Consider the following 18213-nt stretch of genomic DNA (forward strand, 5'->3'; position numbering starts at 1 on the left):
AGCATTAAACGATTACATTTTTCCTATTTTATATTCTTAAAAGAATATAAGGTAGCATTTTGCTATGTTTCAGGATGCTAATCTAATTAACTAGGAAACAAAAATAATTGTATATAGTTATCTGTAAAAAGAAGATAGCGAGATTGGCATCTATCATGCTACCAAATAAAAAATCGGTTTCTGCTGCGGCAGAAACTAATAAATAGTCTAGCAAAGCCAGCCACAAATTGCTGATTAATATCATCATTTAGGAATAACTAGGCTAATATAAACTTAATAAATAATAGTTTAAAAACATAACTAGCACGATCACTGCTGTTTTAAATAGATAACTTACTAATGATAACAATGGATCAAATAAAGTAAAAAACTGTAGACATAAATATTGACCAGTATGTTATTAATTGAACAAATAGCTATATTTTTTTATGTTATTTATAGAAAATAATCTCGAGTTAGTTTAATTACTAAACCCGTATTAAGTGAGTAATTTAGTGATTTATCTTACAGATAACTAATTGATAATGAACAAAATAATATCATCCAAATTAGGAAGCTGAAAAAAACTATCAAATATTAATGATTTTATAGTAATGTCATTAATTCATTCTCCTTAATAATTTTAATTCCTAACTCATTTGCCTTGACCAATTTAGAACAAGCTGCTTCACCAGCGATCACCAGATCGGTGTTTTTAGAAACACGGCCAGAAACCTTTGCGCCAAGTAATATTAATTTATCTTTAATCTCATCACGAGTTAAACTATTTAATGTACCAGTTAAAACTAGCGTTTTCCCGGTAAATGGACTATCTATTTTTTTTACTGGTATAGCCGGCCAGCTAATACCAATTTCGTTAACTAATTTATTAACAACATCACGATTATGCTGTTCATGAAAGAAATTAATAATATGCCTAGCAACTATCTCACCAACATCGGGTACCTTTTTTAGGGACTCTATATCTGCTTCCATGAATGAAGTGAATGTAACATAATGTGTTGCTAAATTGCCGGCCGTTGCTTCGCCAACTTCCCGAATACCAACTGCATAAATAAAACGAGTTAATGTCGTTTGTTTTGATTTATCAAGCGCATTAATTAGTTTTTGTGCAGATTTTGGACCCAAACGCTCTAATCTGGCTAAAATATCAATATTTAAACGGTAAATATCAGCTACTGTCGTTACATATTTTTTATCAACTAATTGATCAATAATCTTATCACCCATGCCAGTAATATCCATTGCTCGGCGCGAAACAAAGTGCTTCAAGGCGCCCTTACGTTGTGCAGCACACATTAAACCGCCAGTACAACGGATGACTACCTCACCTTTAATACGCTTAATCACTGAACCACAAACAGGACAGTGAATAGGAAACCGGATTTCTTGATTAGCAATAGACTTTTTTGTTTTGAGTACATTAACAATCTGTGGGATCACATCACCAGCTCGACGAATAACTACGGTATCCCCAATGCGTATCCCTAACCGTTCTATCTCATCAGCATTGTGCAATGTTGCATTGCTTACCGTCACACCTGCTACCTTAACAGGCTCTAATCTAGCAACTGGTGTAATCGCACCGGTACGTCCCACTTGAAATTCAACATCATGTAATAAAGTGATTTGTTCTTGAGCTGGAAATTTTAATGCCGTAGCCCAACGAGGAGCCCTAGCTCCAAACCCGAGCTCTTCTTGCAGCGATAAGAGATCAACTTTAATAACGACACCATCGATATCAAACCCTAAGCCTAAACGTTGATGCTCAATTTGATGATAATAGGCTAAGACTTGTTGGCTATTTTGGCAAAGAGTAACCTTATCACTAACAGGTAACCCCCATTTTTTAAACTGCATTAGACATTGGTATTGGCTAGTAGGTAATTGTCCGCCTTCTAGTAAACCGAAACCATAACAAAAAAAGGCTAATGGCATTTTAGCAGTAATACGAGGATCAAGCTGACGTAATGAACCTGCTGCTGCATTACGTGGATTAGCAAAAATTTTACCATTATTACGCAGAGCTTCTTCATTTAGCTTTTTAAACCCCCGATGAGTCATGAAAACTTCACCACGAATTTCAATTCGTGCAGGAACATTATCACCGGTTAAACGGAGCGGAATTGCTCGAATAGTACGAATATTGGCTGTAATATTTTCACCTGATGTACCATTACCACGCGTAGCTGCTTGCACTAATTCACCTTTTTCATATAACAAGCTGACCGCTAAACCATCTAATTTAAGCTCACAACAAAAGGTCAATTTTCTGTTATTTTTTAACCTATCATGTATTCTTTTATCAAAGGCTAAATAATTATCTTCGTTAAAAACATTATCTAATGATAGCATCGGTATTTTATGGTGTATCTGCTCAAAAGCCGTTAATGGGGCAGCACCAACCCGTTGAGTTGGTGAATCAGCAGTTATCAACTCTGGATGATCATCCTCTATGGTTTTCAATTCCTGCATAATTCTATCATATTCTGCATCGGGTATTTCAGGGGTATCTAATATATGATAAAGATATTCATGATGCCGTAATTGCTGTTTGAGCGCTGCAAGATGATTTTGTTTTTCTTTCATGATTCACCATACAACTAAAGATAAAATCCCCGCGATCACGGGGGTCGATTACTAATCCTTTAAGATTTAAGTGAGTGCTTTTCTAATTTAGCGGTGATATTCCTCTGGTGTGATAACATTTTGCGATCCTCATCAAGCACAACACTACCAACATCAGCCTAAATACGTTAATGTTGCTTGCAACATCATAAACTAAAACTTGACCTTGCAGTGCAGAAACATGTAAAATAACAACAATATATTTATCTTTTTTATTAACTCTATCGTTTAAGTTAGCTCAGCTGTTTTATTATAATTTTCAATTTTCTCAACAATTTGTTGGCAGCATTAATTATGCTGTGTTTGCTACAAAATATCCTGACCTAGCTTCACTATTAATTAAATTTAACGCAGGTTCATACTTAATGGCTATCTTTAAATGGCTTCGTTGCTTTTTATAGCTGGTAACAGTAAAGCTATTATAGTTATTGCACCAACAACCACTAATATTAGACGCCAATCTGGCATGTTGTTTTAAAACAATGGCCACTATGGCCGTCATATGACGAATATTTGCTAATAACGTTAAGTGTAACCAGCTACATACTTTTCTTACCATCAAAATTAGATATTTATTATTTTTCGCGGTTTTTTAGCTAACAAAGTACTAATAAACTGATAGGTATTAGTTTTATCACTGATAATCTAGATCATTAATTTTATTTAAGTTTACTTTTAACGATGATAAAGTGATACAACGCGCTCATCGGTATATCATCAGGTGCTAAGGTGATCGCGCGGGAAAATTATAATAACCCCGGCTTAATAATATTGTAGTTATTTTACCTTATTCTGATGAACGTTATTTAAGTACAGATTTATTTTCTACTATTTTATTGAAAAGTAATACGCACATCCAGCTTTTTTTAGCTAAAATATTTTTTATTTACTAATAAAAAATATCAATTTTTTTGAGGGAAAAAGTATGTTCCAACAAGAAGTTACCATCACAGCACCTAATGGTCTTCATACTAGACCGGCGGCTAAGTTTGTCAAAGAAGCAAAAAATTTTTCTTCTGAAATTACACTTTCCTATAACGGCCAATCTGCTAGCGCTAAAAGTTTATTTAAACTACAAACACTCGGCCTGACTCATGGAACTGTTATCATGATTTCAGCTGAAGGGGAAGATGAGTATAAAGCAGTAGAACATCTGGTTAAGCTCATGGCTGAATTAGAATAATGACTACATACTGGCAATATAACATGTATCTTCTATTTTTATCCCTGGATACCTTAATCCTGGGATACCTATTTAACTATAAGTATCAATAGTCCTATGAACCAACTATTTTGGGGTAGTAAGGTAACATTTATGATTTCAGGAATTTCAGTATCACCAGGTATTGCCTTTGGCAAGGCATTAATTCTCAAAGAAGCGCCAATTGTTGTCAATCAAAAAAAAATTTCTGGTTACCAAATTAGTAGTGAAATTAACCGCTTTGTTGCTGGTCGCAAAAAATCAATAGTACAATTAAAGATGATAAAAAAAACTACAGAAAAAAATATTGGTGAAGAAAAAGCGGAAATATTTGAAGGTCATATAATGCTGCTTGAAGATGAAGAACTTGAGCAGGAAGTTCTTTTTTTAATAAAAAAAGAGCGCAAAACTGCTGATTCAGCAGCTCAAAAAGTAATTGAAGAACAAGCAACAGCATTAGAAGAATTAAATGACCAATACCTTAAAGAGCGTGCTATTGACGTAAGAGATATTGGTAAACGCTTACTAAAAAATATTTTAGGGTTGCCTATTGTTGATCTTAGTTTAATTACAGAATCGGTCATTTTAGTTGCCGCAGATCTTAGCCCCTCTGAAACAGCACAATTAAATTTTAAAAAAGTTCTTGGCTTTATTACTGATTTAGGCGGACTTACTTCTCATACTTCAATTATAGCCAGATCGCTAGAAATTCCGGCTATTGTTGGCACAAGTAATGCAACCAAGAACATCCAACTAAACGATTATCTTGTTTTAGATGCTATCAATAATCATGTTTATCAAAATCCATCTGATAGTGAGATTGATAATCTTAAACAAATTAAAGAAGAATATTTACTTAAAAAAAGCGAGCTTGTAAAATTTAAAGGTTTGCCAGCAATAACTTTAGATGGTCATAAAGTTGAAGTTTGCGCTAATATTGGTACTATACGTGATGTAGAAGTTGCAGCACTTAATAGTGCTGAAGGTGTAGGTCTGTATCGCACTGAATTTATGTTTATGGATCGCAATAATTTACCTAGCGAAGAAGAACAATTTCAGGCTTATAAAGCAGTAGCAGAAGCTATGTGGCCACAAGCTATTATTATTCGTACCATGGATATTGGTGGAGATAAAGATCTTGCATATATGAACCTACCAAAAGAGGATAATCCATTTCTTGGTTGGCGAGCAATTCGTATTTCCCTTGATCGCAAAGAGATTCTGCATGCTCAATTGCGTGCTATCTTAAGAGCATCTGCCATCGGCAAACTACGTATTATGTTTCCTATGGTCATTTCTGTAGAAGAAATTCGTACCCTTAAAGAAGAGTTAGTAATACTTAAACAGCAGTTAACTGATGAAAAGCACGCTTTTGATCATTCGATTGAAGTTGGAATAATGATTGAAACACCAGCCGCTGCGATTATTGCGCATCACTTAGCAAAAGAAGTTGATTTTTTTAGTATCGGTACCAATGATCTAACACAGTATACATTAGCCGTTGATCGTGGGAATGATCTTATTTCTCATCTTTATAATCCCATGTCTCCTTCAGTGTTAAAACTTGTTAAACAAGTTATTGATGCATCTCATTCAGAAGGTAAATGGACAGGTATGTGTGGTGAGCTTGCTGGTGATGAACGTGCTACAGTATTATTACTTGGTATGGGATTAGATGAATTTAGTATGAGTGCAATATCCATCCCAAATATAAAAAAAATTATCCAAAATGCAAATTACAAAGATGCAAAAACATTAGCAGAACAAGCTCTTAATCAACCAACAGCAAAGGAATTGATGGATTTGGTTGAAACATGTTTAAAAAAAACACTTTGCTAAAATCATCAACTAACTTATGATAATAAAATAATTAATTAGTAGAAGATCAATGGGTCTGTTTGATCCACTTAAATCACTGGTTTAAGATGATAAAAATAGTGCCCCTATTGATGTAGAAGATGTTCCAGACGTTGTTTTTTCCGAAAACATTGTTTGTTATGGCATTGCCATTAAGCCAACAAAATTGTGGCTCCAGTTGATGGTACTGTTGGTAAAATCTTCTAAACAAACAATGCCTTTTCTATTTAATCAGATAATGGTATTTAGTTATTTTTCCATTTTGGTGTTGGAATTAAAGGTCAAGGGTGAAGGCTTCACACGTAAAAAAATAAACCACGATTCTTATCTTCATTAATTATTTATTAATGGAACTTATCCTCTGTTTCGCTGTTTAATAATAATGACCCAGTGGAAAGAGAGCGATCTCCTACAAATATAAGTTATTATTGTGCAGATTAAATCTAAATAATACCACTTACTTGCTAAGTAGCTAAAACATTATTTTATGGCACTTAATTTTTAAGGATACTCCATTTGCTAAACTATGAGTTATATGAGTAGTGAGAAATACAATTAATTGTTAACATATTAGTTTAATTTTAATCATGGGAATAATTCCCTTGCACTGCATTTGGTTAGATTTTAGGAAATAGTATTTCTATCTATGTATTCTATACTGTGTTAATATCTTCATTGATGATTTAAATTCCGGATATTAAAATCTGGAACAATTGTTGAGCAGGGATCAACTTTTAAAATTTAGCAATTCCCTGCGTCTGCTACAGAAAATATTATAATACTGGTAGATCACCGCTATCAAGCAATGGTGGTACTCTATAATAGCCTACCTACCTCTATTTTTTTCTAAAAAACACGTGAACCATAAGTATGATTGTTTGGCTGTGGATTTTATTTAACTACTGATTATAGTTTTGAATAAGATTTTATGCACTGGCATAAAAATGCTGTGATATATATTTTGTTATTAAATATCGCAATAAGCCACGCGGCGCAGGATGTTGGTAATAATTTACTTAAGGCATACCTCATATTTGAAAAAATAAAGAGCCTGGTGTGAGCACGAACTCCAATTTCAATTACGAAGGCGATGAGGCGATGTTACACAGAATTTAATCCGGTATGCGTTCGTGTAATCCTGTTCTGGCTGGCAGTAGAACAGAATCAATTTTCATGTCCTTATCACCACTAGTACGCTTGGAATATAACGATTATCTTAAATCGTCCAATTAAGATGAAGAAAAACTTTATAACTATTTTGGAATAGAAAAAATTGGGTATAAAGATTTTTTTAAGTGTGTAATTTGTCATTAATTTTTTTACGATGTGTTATTAGAAGTTTTCGCTTATGTAAATACGTTGACGTCAATTTATTTTTCTTACCGGCATAAGGGTTATCGCCTTCTTTAAATTGAATACGAATCGGTGTCCCCGTAACCTGTAATGTACGGCGAAAATAGTTTATTAAATAACGTTTGTAAGAATCTGGTAATTTAGCTACTTGATTGCCATGGATGACCACAGTAGGTGGATTATAACCACCGGCATGAGCATATTTCATTTTTACTCTGCGACCTTGTATCAGAGGTGGCTGATATTTTTCTTCTGCTATTTTCATAATACGCGTTAATAAGGACGTACTTATTCGCCGTGTTGCCGACTCATAAGCTTCATGAATAGATTCAAATAAATTACCTATCCCACTACCATGTAACGCTGAAATAAAATGCACTTTGGCAAAATTAATAAAACCTAATCGCAAATCAAGCATATCTTTTATCGATTGGCGAGCTTCTTGCGACATACTATCCATTTTATTGAATACAATCACAAAAGAACGTCCAGCATTTAAAATAAAGCCTAGTAATGATAAGTCTTGACTAGAAATGCCTTCTCTGGCATCAATAACAAGTAAAACAACATTAGCATCATCAATTGATTGCAACGTTTTGATCACCGAAAATTTTTCGAAAGTTTCAGTTATTTTCCCCCGTTTACGAACCCCCGCAGTATCAATCAGGATATACTCACATCCGTCCCGTTCCATCGGAATATAAATGCTATCACGGGTTGTACCTGGAATATTATAAATAACTACCCGATCTTCTCCTAAAATACGATTAGTTAAAGTTGATTTACCGACATTAGGCTGACCAACTATTGCTAATTTAATTGGTAGTGAACGCTGATTAAAGACTTTTTCTTCATTATTGTAAATATTATTTTTCTCTTCCTGAGCAAGCAAATAAGCTGCATTGGATTTCTCTGGAGAGAATTCAATATTATTAGCTAATTTTAGCGATGAATATGTAGAAGCCAGTTTTTTAACCAGTTGATTAATACCGCGTCCATGAGATGCGGCAATAGGATAAATATCCTTGATCCCAAGTGCATAAAAATCGCCTAAACCAGTATTAATTTCTAACCCATCAGTTTTATTTGCTACCAGGTAACTATACTTCTTACGACTGTGCAAATGTTTTGCAATTTCATGATCTGTTGGCATCAACCCTGAACGAGCATCAACCATAAAAAAAACAATATCAGCTTCTTCAATTGCAAGTAAAGTTTGAGAAGCAATAGGTATTTCTATCCCATTTTCTGAACCATCTATACCACCGGTATCAATAACAATGAATTCTTGCTTTGCAAACGTTGCTTTGCCGTATTTTCGGTCACGCGTTAAACCAGGAAAATCAGCCACCAGAGCATCTCTAGTTCGAGTTAATCGGTTAAATAAGGTAGATTTTCCTACATTTGGCCGCCCTACTAGCGCAATGATAGGGATCACTTTTAAGATGCCTCATAATTTAATCTTAATAATACTAAAAAATAAAACAGTAGTGGAAATCATAAGTTGTTAATTATATCTAGAAAATAAGAATATTTCATATTTTTCCTGAATGAATAATTTATCAACGGCAATAATCTAATAGCTACGTAATATTAACTTTATTTTGTGATACAAATTGACCTTCATGGGTCATGGGTATCTAACCAAGGCATCTTGCGTCTATAAAGTTACTCTATAACTTGTGGCTAGCGCTAGCACCAGATCATTTAGATCTACTAACTAGATAACATCATTGGTAACAATAATATTCTTCACCGACCTTAGATCACTATTTCATCTACCTGTTCATTTTTATTGATATAAACTCCTAAGTTAGAAGTTCAGTCAAGCGGATAGCAATTTGCTGCTGAAAAAATTTTTCCTGTTCACCAGTGCGTAAATCTTTTATTGTGACTTGACCATATTGGCATTCATCTTCACCTAAAATTAAGGCAATTTTTGCCTGGTATTTGTCTGCTCGAGCTAATTTTTTTTTAATATTACCGCCGCCATGATGAGTCATTAATTTTAACCCTGGTAGTTCATCGCGAATTTTTTCTGCTAATACTAATATTGCCTGTTGACTTGTCTCACCACAAGCCATTAAATAAACATCAACTAAGTTACATTCAGCAACAAAATCTGGATTAATTTGTCGTACTAATAACACAATGCGCTCCATTCCCATCGCAAAACCTACCGCTGAGGTGGATCGTCCGTCTAGTTGCTCCACTAGACCATCATAACGGCCACCAGCGCATATTGTACCCTGCGCACCTAATGAATCAGTAACCCATTCAAATACGGTACGATTATAATAATCTAAACCACGAACTAAACGTTGATTAATTCGGTATTTAACGCCTGTTGCATCGAGTAATTTACAAAGTATAGCAAAATGTTGTTTTGAATCATCATCAAGATAATCAGCAAATAATGGAGCATCATTAAGTAGTTTTTGCACGTTAATATTTTTTGAATCAAGGATTCGTAATGGGTTGGTCGACAGTCCATGTCGGTAATCTTCATCTAATTTATTTTCATATTGTTGCAAAAAAGTGACTAATACCTGACGGTATTTTGCTCGTGCTGCTAATGATCCAATAGAGTTTAATTCTAGTGAAACATATTTATCAATCCCCAATTCACGCCACCAACGTGCTGTCATCATTATAAGTTCAGCATCAATATCTGGCCCAGCTAAACCAAAAACTTCAACACCTAACTGATGGAATTGGCGATAACGTCCTTTTTGTGGCCGCTCATAACGAAACATAGGTCCCAAATACCAGAGACGTTGTTGTTGATTATACAATAATCCATGTTCAATCCCAGCACGTACACAACCAGCTGTATTTTCTGGACGCAGTGTTAAACTGTCACCATCCCTGTCATCAAAGGTATACATCTCTTTTTCAACCACATCAGTTATTTCACCTATTGCGCGAGAAAATAATGAGGTTTGCTCTACCATGGGGGTTCGTATCTCACTAAATCCATAACTAGCAAGGATTTGCTTTAATTTGTTTTCAATTTTTTGCCAGAATTGAATATCGGCAGGAAGACAGTCATTCATACCACGAATAGATTGAATGTTTTTAGCCACTTTATTTCTCTATTTTAAAATCTACTATAATACTGATTATAAAAGTAAATGTTAACAAGGTGCAATTGCAATCCATAAATAAAATTAGCTTATCACTCTATGTGTCAATATTATTAAATTAATCATCTAATTGTTCAATATCAATCTGCCTATTTTCATACAACATAGCTGCTTTTGCCCCTGTTACGCCAAGGGTAGAAAGAAACCTTAGCTTCGACCGTTAACAACGATTGGGGTAATAATCTATTTTAACTGCTCTTCTAATGCATTAACGGTACCAATAATATCAAACTATTCACGTGAACAGGTTGAACAAGCAATAAAATTAATACCTCGTTAGCGAATGCGCATAGACTTAAAAATATTAACCCAGAGTTTAACTTATTCAACCAGATCTGCTGCTAATGAGATACGTAATTACATCAGACAATAATATCCCTCCCTAATCAGATAGCTGATTTCACTGAACCAGCTCGTACTCCACCAGCTTCGGGAATACATACCTAAATGTAAAGAACGCCCACTTGTTGTAAATATTAAATCTTTTTAACTATTGCTGCAACATCCGTTGTACGCGTGCGTATTTGTAATGGATTGTCCTGTGATTGGGGCTCTCCCAGCATGTTCTTCATCATTAGTTGATTTATATAGTAGATAATAAAATGAATAAGTAATTATGATATCTAATTCCAATTCTTTATATAATTTCAGGCTGCTTTTACTATAAGTGGTTCACTAACCAGCTGTTTTTCAACGTTCGTTTCGTTCGATCAATAAAATCACCCGCTAATTGACCGCAAGCGGCATAAATATCATCACCACGAGTCTTGCGTAAAATAGTAGTATAACCATATGTCATCAATACTTTTGCAAAACGATTAATACGGCTATTAGAACTGCGGCTGTATGGCGTATCAGGAAATGGGTTCCAAGGAATTAAATTAATTTTACTAGGCGTATTTTTAAGACATTCAGCTAGCTGATGTGCATGCTCAATACTATCATTCACAAAATTTAGCATGACATACTCAACAGTAACACGTCCCTTATTTGCATTAGATTTAGTTAGATATCGTCTAACACTAGCCAATAAGGTTTCAATATTGTATTTTTTATTAATGGGTACAATCTCGTCACGAATTTTATCAGTAGGAGCATGTAAGGAAATTGCTAAAACAACGTCGATCATATCACCTAATTTATCAAGCGCAGGTACAACACCAGAAGTTGATAAAGCCACTCGTCGCTTTGACAATCCAAAGCCAAAATCATCCATCATAATTTCCATTGCTGGAATAACATGGTTGAGATTTAATAGGGGTTCTCCCATTCCCATCATCACAACATTAGTAATTTGACGCCGGCCACTGGATTTCAAAGAGCCAATAACTTTATTGGCCAGCCATACCTGACCTATAATTTCTGAAACGCGTAAGTTACGATTGAACCCTTGCTGCGCGGTTAAACAAAACTTGCATTCAAGAGCACAGCCAACTTGAGAAGAGACACAAAGTGTCGCCCGATCATATTCAGGAATATAGACTGTTTCTACTTGTTGTTCACCTACCTTTATTAACCATTTTATGGTGCCATCAGCAGAACGCTGCTCTTGCGAAATTTTAGGTGCCCGAATTTCAGCAACAGCCTTTAATTTAGTCCGCAACACCTTATTGATATCAGTCATCAAATCAAAATTATCATAACAGTGGTAATAGATCCATTTCATTACCTGATTGGCCCTAAATGGCTTTTCTCCCATATCACTAAAAAACTGCTGCATCTTTTTACGATTCATATCCAACAAATTTATTTTTGCTAATTTCTTAACAGAAGGAAAAGATGGTACATACTTTGCTGTTGTTTTATATTGACACATTTTTATTGCCTAGTTATTACATTTTTCGGCGAAAACTGTAGATTATGAAATAATTAACTATATTTATTTAAACTAAATCTTATTTTAATAGCTTGATATTATAGCTAATGAATCATTTAATAATGTATATTATTTTACCAATTTTCTTAAAATAAAGAATTAATAAATTTCACCAGAAATTATGTCTGCAGTTGAATATCTAATTCATGATAAGACTAATAAATAAGTTAAGTCTCAATGGAATCATTTTTGTGGGAAAAGCATGGTGGTATATAAAGGATAATATTCATTAGTAATGGTAGCAGTTAGTTGATAATATAATTTTTTACCTACTGGCAAATTATTATAAAATATTATATTATTCAATAATTTAAGCTACAATAGCCTTAAAATCTATCTTGGTCATACACTCTCAACTAGTTGACCGCTTAAAAAATTAGATCTTATTATAGTTAACTAATTTTTAGTGCTACTGTTGCTAACTTCAACAAGTTTAAGACAATATTTATAGGTATATTCAATAATATTATTGGCCATAAAATATATCGGTTGACTTACTTAAGTGATTTCATCTGATACATATAAAGATAAAATTTATGCCTTTTTATTTATATACTTTGCTTATGGCGAGGGATAAATTATCTATTAAGGCAGAATAAATCGGATATTTTAATGATCTTCAGTAGATATGCTTGCATGATGCCAATAATAGTTTATTTTTTGTTAAATTTGGTCAATTTGTTCTAGCATGATAGACTTTGATTGTTTAATTGCCATTGGGTTGCTTGAGCAAAGAGAACCTATAGGGGATTATAATACTGCTAACTGGGTTTTTCGGCTCTACGATATTGGGTATAAACTCCATTATGCTACTCACCAAAGCATTGGAATAACCAGAATAAAACTTGCGAGTAGCATTACCAAGCTAATCCATTTTAAAAAAATCTAAAGGTAAAGTATCTCTCACTACAGCTGATGCTAAATCCACTTTATGACCAGTATATTTAAACTTAATAGTTAAGATATGATGTAAAAGCGCATTATCTTCTATAATTAATATCTGAAAAATCTGCTAGAAAAAGTAGTAATCAATCCTATATTAGGAGAATAGTTGGATTACGGCAGGAGATTACTGAATGAAAATAAAATAATTATGTGGTTTGATTGGTTAATTAAACGATTAGGTGAGCAATAAATATTGCTCATCTATTAATTTTATTTTAAAAGGTCTACTAGATTTACTGAATAACCAATATAGTTGGATGGTGTCATTTTTTTTAACCGATTTTTTTCTAATTGTGGTAAATCTAAGCTATCAACAAAATATTTAATATCGTTTGCTGTAGTGTGTTTGCCGCTGGTTAAATCTTTTAGTTTTTCATAAGGCTCTTCAATTCCATAGCGACGCATAACAGTTTGAATAGCTTCAGCCAGCACTTCCCAATTAGAATCTAATTCAGTTTGTAAATTTTTCTCATTAACTTCTAGTTTGCTCAAACCTTTTAATGTTGCTTGGTATGCAACCAAAGCATAACCAATACTAACGCCTAAATTACGTAATACCGTTGAATCAGTGAGATCACGTTGCCAACGTGAAATTGGTAACTTATTTGCTAGATGATTTAATAAGGCATTGGCTAATCCAAGATTTCCTTCGGAATTTTCAAAATCAATCGGGTTAACTTTATGTGGCATGGTTGATGAACCAATTTCACTGGCGACAGTTTTTTGTCTAAAATGATTAAGTGCAATATAACCCCAAATATCCTGATCAAAATCTATCTAAACCGAGTAATACTATTAAATAGTTCAGCAATATAGTCATGTGGTTCAATTTGGGTTGTGAACGGATTCCATTTGATACCTAACGAAGTGACAAATTGTTCGCTGAACAAATGCCAGTTTATATTAGGATAAGCTGATAAATGGGCATTATAATTACCCACCGCACCATTAATTTTACCTAAAATTTCTATTTTTTTAAGTTGCTGATATTGACGATCCATCCGATAAGCAACATTAGCAAATTCTTTACCTATAGTAGTTGGTGTCGCTGGTTGACCATGGGTTCTTGATAGAAGCGGCAAATTTCGATAAAGATGCGCCATCTTTTTTAGGCTATTAATGATTTTTCGCCATTGTGGAAGAATAACTTGGTCACGGGCTGTTTTTAGCATTAACGCATGGGAAAGATTATTAATATCTTCAGAAGTACAGGCAAAATGAATAAATTCAGCTACTTTTTTCAGTTCAGGCATTGTTGCTATCTTTTCTTTTAGAAAATATTCCACTGACTTTACATCATGTTTAGTCCTTTTTTCAATTTCTTTGATCTTAATTGCATCTTTTTCATTAAAGTTAGTTACAATGTGCTCAAGATAAGCCTTTGCTTCGGCACTAAATGCTGCTACTTCTTTAATTTCAGTACATGCTACTAATTTTCGTAGCCAGCTTACTTCTACTTGGATACGATATTTCAGTAACCCAAATTCACTGAAAATTGGACGTAATAATCTGACTTTATCACTATAGCGGCCATCAATTGGTGATACAGCAGTCAGTGAAGATAATACCATTAGTAGTGACTCCTAAATTTATTAACAATGAAATTTATTTTGCTTTATTGATTAATTGTCGTCGAGAAAACATTAATTGTATGATTTCCACCGACTTGTTGCCAGAGAACAGCGCTACGAATACCAGTAAAAAGTAATGCACGTACTTTAGCTTGTATCGTGGTATTTTTTAGAAAATTAGGAGAACCAATTACCTGAATACGCGGTCCAATAGGACTAATTACATCTACATAAATACCTGCTAGCGCATTAGGTTCAAAATATTTTTTTTATTGTGGAAGTAGTTCAATACTTCGTTTAAGTTTATCATTTGCCGATGTAATTTTTTCAGTGGGCGTTCTAATACGATGAGACTTAATAAGTAGCTGGCTAAATAATAGTAAATATTACTACATGAAGCGGTAAGTATAGCAAGTCAAGTATTTTAGCCAACATTAATATTTGCATCGCTATTACCATAAACAGCTAATATAGATGTTTGATTAATACTTACTGTGCTACTAATCATCACTTCTGTCGCATTATCGTCAATTTTACCTTCATGAGCTCATTGTTGAACTAGACGACATGCCTGGCAAATGCCAGCAAATGCAAGAGTAATATCATGAAAAATTTTGCTCACCCTGACTCCTGAATATGTGTTTCAATAACGCCACCACCTAAACAAATTTCATCTTGATAAAAAACTGCTGATTGACCAGGTGTAACAGCCGCAATAGGGTAGTCAAATTGAACCGCTACTTTATTACCATTAAGTTGATTAATTGTGCAAGGGATATCTAGTTGTCGATAACGGGTTTTAACAGTGTATTTATTAGTTTCATTTAATACTGGTGGATTAATCCAATGGATTTGTTGAATGATAACTCCTGTGAACATTAAACGCGGGTGATTATGGCCTTGGGCAACAATTAGATGATTATTTTTAATATCTTTATCGACAACATACCAAGGATCGTTGTTAGTTTTTTTTACACCACCAATACCTAATCCCTTACGTTGACCTAGCGTATGATACATTAAGCCCGCATGTTCACCTAAAAATTTACCGTCAACTGTCATTATTAGACCTGGGTTATCTGGCAGATAGCGCGATAGGAAATTACGAAATTTCCGTTCACCAATAAAACAAATTCCTGTTGAGTCTTTCTTTTTAGCTGTAATTAAACCAACTTCTTCAGCGATATGGCGAACTGCTGATTTTTCCAATTCACCAATTGGGAAAATACTTTGTGCTAGTTGAGCCTGATTCAAAGTGTAAAGAAAATAGCTTTGATCTTTATTTTTATCTAAACCACGTAATAATTGGTGACGTCCAGCAATAGTTTTACGTCGAGCGTAGTGGCCGGTGGCAATATAGTCTGCAGCTAGATCTTCAGCAGCAAATTCTAGAAATGCTTTAAATTTTATTGTTTTATTACATAGAATATCTGGATTAGGTGTGCGGCCAGCTTTATACTCAGCAATAAAATTTGTAAACACATTATCCCAATATTCTGCAGAAAAATTAACTGTATGCAGCTCTATATCGAGTTTATCGCATACCGATTGCGCGTCAGCAAGATCGGTAGCTGCTGAGCAATACTCTTCATTATCGTCTTCTTCCCAGTTTTTCATAAATAGACAAGCAACCTGATAACCTTGTTTTTTTAACAGGTAAGCTGATACGGATGAATCAACGCCACCGGACATACCAACGATGATTTTTTTAAAATTTTTATCTGACATGAATAAATCTCATTGCGGTGCGGGTAAATGTAAACTTAAATATTTTAACATGCAGTAGCAAGTTGTACTATAGTAGTATAGTATTAATCTCTATTAGCCGGTATGAAGATGAATTTTTATTAATTACTGGTTAAGGGCATTAATATTAGTGTATTCATATAGCTCACCGCGAGCGGTAGCAAAAGTAGTTTCATCTGCTTATAAATTATAAATGTTCAGCAGGTTGCTGCCTAACTTTACTCTGAAATTAGCGCAATATCACACCTGATATAACCATAATTAGATTAGAAAAAATTAAAATAGGCAGACAAATAGCAATTTTATTAAACTTTCTTCTCACCAATATTTTGGTTATATAATAAATTTCTATTAATACTTTTTACCTTGAACTGAAAATATCAAAATATCGTTAGCGAAAACGCGATTGCTCATTTAACCAACAACAACAGTTAGTAACTAGTGTAACTTATATTTTGTACACCATAATATTAGAATCCACTTGCTTTAAAATTGCTTTACTTATGCCATTTTATGCCAGCACAAATATGTTGAAAAACACAGTTAATAATAAACAATTAATTTTATTAAATTATATTAACTACTATCATTTTTTAAAAATAGGTAAATAAGACCAATTATTAGCTAAAATAAAACCATTTTAAGGTTCAATAAGTTCTTAATGTAATTTAAACTTTCTAACTATCATATTTATAATATTTCTTTATTGATTATCTCGCTAATTGTCTATACTATGATAGGGGGTTTTATTATTTTTAATTGCACTAAATAGAATTAAAATATCCTTATTTTCCTGGCTAATATTACGGTATAACCAATAACTAATTTCTGGTAAGCGGGGTAACCCATCGCTTTCACTTAGAATTTTAAAATTGCTAGTCTGCATTTCCAGCGGATGGGCAGTAATACCTACTTCAGCATTAACCGCTGCAAGCACCGCCGATAACGAAGCGGCCTCATAAGTAATACGCCATTTAATACCAGCAGCATTAAGAGTATTGATAGCTATTTTACGAAATGGATTTGTTTCATCAGTAACAACAACTAAAGGAACTGGTTCATTAAATTGATGCTTAAAATAAGGTGTACATTGCCAAAAGATCAGTGCATTACGCAAAAACTCTCTTGGATATTGACTTAATTCTGTTGATATTAGTGCAAGATCTATTTGATCATTATCAAGCATTATTTTAATAATACGGGCGCGCTTTATATAAATAGCAACGGTCATACGTGGATATACTGATGCAATACGATTAAGCATAAATTGTAATAAAGTATTAGTAGTATCATCAGAAACACCTACTCGCAACTCCCCTTTAGTATCATTATAATTTAGTGAAGCTGAGGCATCATCATTAGCCCTTAATATTTTTCTGGCATAACCTAATAACTGCAAACCATGATCTGTTAATAATTTATTACGTCCATGACGCTTAAAAAGCTCACGACCTATTAACTGTTCTAAACGCTGCATTTGTTGGCTAACTGCTGATTGAGTACGACAAACAGCAACAGCCGCAGCGGCAAATGTATTAAGATTTGCAACGGCAACAAAAGTTCTAAGTAAATCAATATTGAGATTCATAATTGGGCGATTTGAATTTATCATTTTATTCTCTTATATAATTTCTGTTATTTTGGTGAATTTAATAGATATTAAAATCATTGAAAGTAAAAAAATAAAGATAAAGCCTTACATATTATAATTTATTTCTATAAATGCAGTATTTATTACTGTGTATACACTATTATTAACTTCAATCTATTAATAATAAGCATGTTTGGCATTTTGATACACAAAATGCCAAGTAAAATATTCATCTTCTTGTTTTTATTAGAAACATTTTAAATTCCAATCCTGTGCCCCAAAAACTATTTTCTAAACAT

The 18213-nt window shown here is 33.6% G+C and carries 8 protein-coding genes and 4 pseudogenes; 4 read left to right on the forward strand and 8 right to left on the reverse strand.

Annotation, left to right across the window (positions count from 1 at the left end; genetic code table 11):
- Positions 1-585: 585 nt before the first annotated feature.
- The gene (gene ligA / locus WBAF_RS01850; protein ID WP_439952283.1) at positions 586-2592 is read right to left on the reverse strand and encodes an NAD-dependent DNA ligase LigA; all 2007 of its coding nucleotides are present in this window, start codon (positions 2590-2592) and stop codon (positions 586-588) included.
- 961 nt (positions 2593-3553) lie between these two features.
- Between ligA and ptsH the strand changes: the two genes are divergently transcribed.
- From ptsH to WBAF_RS01870, 4 genes and pseudogenes are all read left to right on the forward strand, one after another.
- Positions 3554-3811, forward strand: a complete 258-nt coding sequence (ptsH, locus tag WBAF_RS01855) for a phosphocarrier protein Hpr (protein ID WP_121463361.1) — start codon at positions 3554-3556, stop codon at positions 3809-3811.
- A gap of 132 nt (positions 3812-3943) precedes the next feature.
- Positions 3944-5668, forward strand: a complete 1725-nt coding sequence (gene ptsI / locus WBAF_RS01860; protein WP_121463362.1) for a phosphoenolpyruvate-protein phosphotransferase PtsI — start codon at positions 3944-3946, stop codon at positions 5666-5668.
- A 106-nt stretch (positions 5669-5774) separates the two neighbouring features.
- Positions 5775-5932 (forward strand): annotated as a pseudogene (locus tag WBAF_RS01865) (PTS glucose transporter subunit IIA); the annotation flags it as partial.
- Positions 5868-6023, forward strand: coding sequence for a hypothetical protein (locus WBAF_RS01870; protein ID WP_172575482.1), 156 nt, complete (start codon positions 5868-5870; stop codon positions 6021-6023). The pseudogene WBAF_RS01865 and the gene WBAF_RS01870, both read left to right, overlap by 65 nt.
- A gap of 954 nt (positions 6024-6977) precedes the next feature.
- Here the strand turns inward: WBAF_RS01870 and der are convergent.
- The 7 genes and pseudogenes from der to WBAF_RS01905 form a co-directional block, all read right to left on the reverse strand.
- Positions 6978-8477, reverse strand: a complete 1500-nt coding sequence (der, locus tag WBAF_RS01875; protein ID WP_121463363.1) for a ribosome biogenesis GTPase Der — start codon at positions 8475-8477, stop codon at positions 6978-6980.
- A 370-nt stretch (positions 8478-8847) separates the two neighbouring features.
- Positions 8848-10125, reverse strand: a complete 1278-nt coding sequence (hisS, locus tag WBAF_RS01880; RefSeq protein ID WP_121463364.1) for a histidine--tRNA ligase — start codon at positions 10123-10125, stop codon at positions 8848-8850.
- Positions 10126-10832: 707 nt separating this feature from the next.
- A pseudogene (gene rlmN, locus WBAF_RS01885) lies at positions 10833-12001 on the reverse strand (dual-specificity RNA methyltransferase RlmN).
- Between the two features lie 1215 nt (positions 12002-13216).
- A pseudogene (purB, locus tag WBAF_RS01890) lies at positions 13217-14577 on the reverse strand (adenylosuccinate lyase).
- Between the two features lie 34 nt (positions 14578-14611).
- Positions 14612-15199 (reverse strand): annotated as a pseudogene (locus WBAF_RS01895) (lysogenization regulator HflD).
- Entirely contained in the window at positions 15196-16305 is a 1110-nt protein-coding gene (gene mnmA, locus WBAF_RS01900; protein WP_121463366.1) for a tRNA 2-thiouridine(34) synthase MnmA, read from the reverse strand. Before mnmA ends, WBAF_RS01895 begins: the two are co-directional and overlap by 4 nt.
- Positions 16306-17041: 736 nt before the next feature.
- A complete protein-coding gene (locus tag WBAF_RS01905; protein WP_121463367.1) occupies positions 17042-17935 on the reverse strand; it encodes a LysR family transcriptional regulator in 894 nt (297 codons plus the stop codon).
- Positions 17936-18213 lie beyond the last annotated feature (278 nt).

This window comes from Arsenophonus endosymbiont of Aleurodicus dispersus, from assembly GCF_900343015.1.
Classification (GTDB): Bacteria; Pseudomonadota; Gammaproteobacteria; order Enterobacterales; family Enterobacteriaceae; genus Arsenophonus.